The sequence below is a fragment of the Streptosporangium sp. NPDC003464 genome, from assembly GCF_053588315.1.
In genome coordinates this window covers 1-5220 of record NZ_JBSFPS010000427.1, presented here as the reverse complement: position 1 = coordinate 5220, position 5220 = coordinate 1, and the positions used below count along the sequence as shown (strand labels likewise).

Sequence of the window (5220 nt, the reverse complement as noted above, 5' to 3'; positions counted from 1 at the left end):
GGGTCGCCGCCCAGCCGGACCAGCACGCGCTGCGCGCGCTCGGCCATCTGCCTGCCCGGCTCGGCGTGGGTGCCCGCGCTGACCACCTGGAGCGCCGGGCACGGGCCGAGGGCCGCCCGGGTCAGCCGTTCGGCCAGTGGAGAGCGGCAGATGTTGCCCGTGCAGACGTACAGGATGCGGAACCCGGCGTCCTCAGCCGGCACGGGGAGGGCCTCCGGATCCCGGCGGCCGGAGCCGTCGGGTCCGGGCGGCGCGGGATCGACGGTCTCGGCGCTGTCCGGTGAACCCTGCATGAGGGTGACGGTAGATCGCGCCCGCCGGGCGCCCGCTCACGGCACGCCGCTGTTTACCCTTTGCTGCCTCCCGGCGGCGGGACGGCCCCGCGGCTTGCCACCTCCCGGCGGCGGGGCGGCCCCGCGGCGGGGGTCCTTCGCAGCGGGGCCGCACCGCCGTCAGGGGGTGCAGCCCCGGGTGTCCGCGACGACCCTGGTGCGCTGGGGACGGACCAGCGGCTGCACCGGGACCAGCGGCGGTGCGCCGGAGGATGACTCCATCAGGTCGAACTCCAGCGTCCGCGACTGCCGGGGGGCGAACTCCAGCAGGGTGGAGTAGACGGGGTGGGACCGTTCGTCCTCCTCGATGACCGGGATCCGGTCGCCGTCGAGCCGGGCCGCCCGCAGCTCCGCGCCGACCCCGGCGTACAGCGACACCCACAGCAGGTTGGAGCCGGGCGCGTGGGGGCGTTCGGGGGAGTCGAGCCGGCTGGTGACGTAGCCGGGCAGGCTCCCCCGCGGCACGTCGTTGGTGAGCCGGACCCGCACCGTCGCCGAGCGCAGGCCGCCCCAGCACTGGTCCAGCTCGTAGTCGAGGGAGCGTTCCAGGTAGTAGTCGAGTTTGCCGCCGGCCGAGTTGTTGACCACCAGCCCCGCGAACGGCCCCGGCCGCCGCGGCAGCACTCCGCCGACGGCGGTCGCCGCCAGGCGCGACTGCTCGGCCGGCCGCCGGCTCCAGACCTGGATCCTGCGCTCGTCGACCATGCGGAGCAGGACGGGCAGCAGTTTCGAGGGCTCCGCGAAGGACTCCGGCAGCGCCTCGCTGACCGCGCCGGCGACCCTGATGAGGAAGCGCTTGCGCGCCACGGGGTCGGTGTAGCGGGCGTAGGCGGTGCGTTCGGTGAGGTCGACGACGTTCTCGGCGGTCACCGTCTCCCCGCTGGGAAGGGTGATCGGGCCGATCACCTGCAGCAGGTAGGACAGGCCGACCGGGTCGGTGGCCAGAGCGCCGTCCAGCCGCCGGCCGGTGTTGTGCTCCCACAGCCCGGTCCAGGTGGCCGCGGCGTACGGGAAGTGCGGGGAGAGGTTGGAGTTGGACAGCAGCGTGACCGCGCTCGGCCCGTAGCGGGCCAGGAAGTCCGGGCCGTGGTCGGCGACGGGGGCGGGGCTCGGCGCGAGGCCGCTGTTGGCCGACAGCCGCTTGATGCCGATCTTCCCGTGGTCGGCCCGCAGGATGCCGAACGCGCCGACCAGGCCCCCGGTCCCCCGCGATTCGGCGTTGGTCTGGAAGGCCAGGAAGTAGTGGCGCGGGCCGTCGCGGCCCAGCATCGGAGGGAGCAGGGCGCCGGCGGTCGCGGCGCCGGCGAGCCAGCCCCGCAGCCGGTCGACCTCGTGCAGCGCGGTGTCGCGCGCCTGGTCCAGCAGGTCGACGCCGGTCTCGGCCGGGGTGGCCGCCAGGCGGGAGCCTGCCCGGGCGAGCCGGCCGGCCGCCTCGTCCAGCACCGGCGCGGCCGCGCCGAGCTCGGCCAGCAGCTCCGGCGTGCTGTCCGGGGAGTGCGCCTTGACCGTGACGAACGCCGCGGCGGCCCGCTGGACGGCGGTCAGCACATCGGTCAGCTCCGCGGCGGTCTCGGCCAGCCCGCGCACGGTTGTCGCGCCGGCCCCCACCAGCGGGGCATGGGTCATCATCGTCCAGTAGGCGCCGGCGGTGAGCCGCCGCGCCTCGGCCGCGTGCCGCTGGGCGTCGGCGAGCGCCCGGCCCATCAGGGCGGGGTCGCGGGTGCTCGTCACCGCGCGCAGCTGGAGCAGCGCGCTCCTGGCGGCCTCCAGATGGTCTCGCACGCTCAGGCCGAGATGGGCCGACCAGCCCCCCGCCAGTGCTACCACGGCGACGGGGGCCAGCAGGCCGGTTATGACGACTCGGCGCCGTCCTCTAGAGGGCACTGGTGGATCGGCGGCGCCGTGCGGCGATCGCGGTGGTGGCGGTCCCCGCGGCCAGCAGGCCACCGCCCAGCGTGGCGACGGCCGCCACGGGGGCTCCTGTGAACGGCAGCTCCGGGCCCGTCTTCTCCACAGGCCCCCGGCAGCCGCCACCACCACAGCAGCTGCTGTCGCAGCAGCCGCCGTCGTCGTCGCAGTCGAAGTTGGGATCCCACGGATCCGACGGGTCCGACGGGTCTGCACCGTTGTTGTTGTTATTGTTGTTGACGGGTCCCGGCGGATAAGGCCCCGAGACAACGGCGAGCGCCGTCGGCAGTTCGGTCTCGGCGGTTGCCGTCGTGGCGGTTGCGAGCGCGAATCCACCCCCGATCGCCGCCGCTAGAAGAATAGACATCATCCGTTCTCTGGCCATTCCAGACTCCCCCGTGGCGATGATTCAGGCCGTGGAGAATGCCGCTCGGAATACGAGCGACATGTCCACGGAACCCGTTATATCCACCTCGGCATGAGGCGCCCTGTTCAGCTCACCGCCCTTACCGAACGATCGCTGACTGTTCTCCGTCCATTGACGCTCGATACCGCCGGCCGGTGGCCATCCGGCAATATTGTCACCCGATAATCCGAATTGCCGTAAATTTCCAGGCATGCGCCCCGGCCGGACTCAGCGCTCATCGGCCTCAAGCCGGTAAACGGGGCCGGACAGGCTGAGCGCGTACAGTTCGCCGTCGTGGTCCTGGCCGAAGGACGACAGCTGCTCGACCCTGCCCACCTCCTGGGCCCGGCGGGGCCGGTCGGCGCGGGCCGCCTTGACCCAGCCCGCGCAGAAGTCGCCGTAGAGGAACCGGCCCCGCAGGCCCGGGATCCTCCTGCCCCGGTAGACGTAGCCGGCGATGACCGAGCAGGTGCCCTCGCGCCCCGTGGCGTACTCGATCACGGGGTCGACCAGCCTGCCCGGCCGGGGCCCGTCCTTGAAGGGGTGGCTGCCCTCCCTGAGGTTCCAGCCGTAGTTCAGGCCGCCCTTCCCCTCGGGCTGGAAGTCGACCTCCTCCCAGGCGTTCTGCCCGACGTCGCCGATCCACATGTCGCCGGTCTTCCGGTCGAAGGAGAACCGCCACGGGTTGCGCAGGCCGTAGGCCCATATCTCGGGTTTCGCACCCGCCCTGCCGACGAACGGATTGTCCCGGGGGACCTTGTACGGGGTGCCGCGCGGGTCGATCCTGAGGATCTTCCCCAGCCAGGTGCCCAGGTTCTGCCCGTTGCCCTGCGGGTCTCCCCCGCTGCCGCCGTCGCCGAGCGCGATGTAGAGAAGCTCGTCGGGTCCGAAGGCGAGCTGGCCGCCGTTGTGGTTGGGGTACGGCTGCCGCTGGACGAGCACGTCCCGGCGGCCGGTGGCCTTCCCGCCGGTGAAGGCCCACTCCGTGATGTGGGTGTGCCCCTCGCGGTCGGTCCAGTTCAGGTAGAGGAAGTCACCGCGGGGATGGAAGGCCACCCCGAGCAGCCCCTGCTCGTTGCCCCGGCTGACCTCCGACGAGAGGTCCACGACGGGATCCGGCACGACCTTGCCGTCGGCTATCGCGCGCAGCCGTCCCGTCTGCTCGGCGACGTAGAGCGTCCGGTCGCCCTTGCGCAGGGCCATCGCCACCGGCATCTGCAGCTGGGCGATCTCGGTGAACCGGACACGCGGGACGGCCTCGGCGCTCTCCGGGGCGGTCCCGGTCGGCGGGGCCGCGGGAGTGGAGACGGACGGCGCGGCGGAGGCGACGGGGTCGCCCGTGGAGCAGGCCATCAGGACCGCGCCGAGCACGGCCAGCCCAACCCCGCCACGATAGGAGATCGGCACGGTTCTCACCCTTCATCGATTCATCGATCGGCGACGTACCTCATGATGTCCTGTGACACGGCTCCACCGCGGTTGTCGCCCTCGCCGGGCGCGTCGCCCTCGCGGGGCGGGAGCGTCGCGGGGCGGGAGGGCCGGGGGAACCACCGGGCCGGGCCGCGCGGTCTCTAGACTGCACGCATGCCCACCGCAATGATCACAGGCGCGACCGCCGGCATCGGCGCCGCGTTCGCCCGCCGCCTGGCCGCCGACGGTTTCTCCCTCGTCCTGGTCGCCCGCGACGCCGACCGCCTGGCCGCCTCCGCCGAGGGACTGCGCCTGCGCTACGGGGTGAAGGCCGAGGTGCTCCCGGCCGACCTGGCCACCGAGGAGGGTCTGACGGCGGTCGAGGGACGGCTGCGCGAGGGGGTCGACCTGCTGGTCAACAACGCCGGTTTCGGCCATCCCGGCAACTTCTTCGACGTCCCGGTCGCCGACGAGCTGCGGATGCTGAAGGTGCACTGCGAGGCGGTGCTGCGGCTGACGCTGGCCGCGCTGCCGGGGATGCGGGAGCGCGACCGGGGGGCAGTGATCAACGTGGCGTCGGTGGCGGCGTTCTTCGCCCGCGGCACCTACAGCGCCTCCAAGGCGTGGGTCGTCAACTTCAGCGAGTCCACCGCCGCCGAGCTGACCGGCAGCCGCGTGCGGGTGATGGCCCTGTGCCCGGGGTTCGTCCGGACCGAGTTCCACGACCGCGCCGCGATGGACGTCTCCGGGATCCCCGGCTTCCTGTGGCTGTCGGCGGACAAGGTGGTGCGGGAGGCCATGCGCGACGTGGCCCTCGGCAGGCGGGTGAGCGTCCCGGACCTCCGCTACAAGGTCATCGTCGGGGTCGGCCGGCTGGTCCCCAAGAACCTCGCGGGTGAGATCTCCCGCCGCCTCGGCCGCCGGTAGGGCGGGCACCCCGCCGGAGGACGGCCGGAGACGACGGCGCCGTGCCCGGGAGATCCCGGCCGGCCTAGACGTCCACTCCTTCGCCCCGCTGATCGGCGCGACCTTGTCCCTGGGCGTCCGCCCCCTCACCGGCCGCGGGTGGGCGCCCTGGCCGTCAGACCGGCAACTCGTCGACTCCCTGGTCGATGTGGTCGATCTGGTCGCCGCCCGGTACACCGCGGCGGTCGGGCTCGTCAA

General features: G+C 73.2%; 6 protein-coding genes. 2 read left to right on the top strand and 4 right to left on the bottom strand.

What is annotated here, in order from left to right; translation table 11 throughout:
* From ACWDS7_RS46290 to ACWDS7_RS46275, 4 genes are all read right to left on the bottom strand, one after another.
* The coding region (locus ACWDS7_RS46290; RefSeq protein ID WP_451934486.1) for an arsenate-mycothiol transferase ArsC at positions 1–293 on the bottom strand (293 nt) is incomplete at its 3' end.
* A 159-nt stretch (positions 294–452) separates the two neighbouring features.
* Positions 453–2159, bottom strand: coding sequence for a DUF4012 domain-containing protein (locus ACWDS7_RS46285; protein ID WP_451934485.1), 1707 nt, complete (start codon positions 2157–2159; stop codon positions 453–455).
* Between the two features lie 46 nt (positions 2160–2205).
* Positions 2206–2625, bottom strand: a complete 420-nt coding sequence (locus ACWDS7_RS46280; protein ID WP_451934484.1) for a hypothetical protein — start codon at positions 2623–2625, stop codon at positions 2206–2208.
* A gap of 249 nt (positions 2626–2874) precedes the next feature.
* The gene (locus ACWDS7_RS46275; RefSeq protein WP_451934483.1) at positions 2875–4053 is read right to left on the bottom strand and encodes a PQQ-dependent sugar dehydrogenase; all 1179 of its coding nucleotides are present in this window, start codon (positions 4051–4053) and stop codon (positions 2875–2877) included.
* 177 nt (positions 4054–4230) lie between these two features.
* Between ACWDS7_RS46275 and ACWDS7_RS46270 the strand changes: the two genes are divergently transcribed.
* Together ACWDS7_RS46270 and ACWDS7_RS46265 are read left to right on the top strand one after the other, a co-directional pair.
* Positions 4231–4983 carry an SDR family NAD(P)-dependent oxidoreductase gene (locus ACWDS7_RS46270; protein WP_451934482.1) on the top strand — a complete coding sequence of 251 codons (753 nt, stop codon included), beginning with the start codon at positions 4231–4233 and terminating at the stop codon, positions 4981–4983.
* Positions 4952–5220, top strand: a 269-nt coding sequence (locus ACWDS7_RS46265) for a hypothetical protein (protein WP_451934481.1), incomplete at its 3' end; no start/stop codon positions are given. The genes ACWDS7_RS46270 and ACWDS7_RS46265, both read left to right, overlap by 32 nt.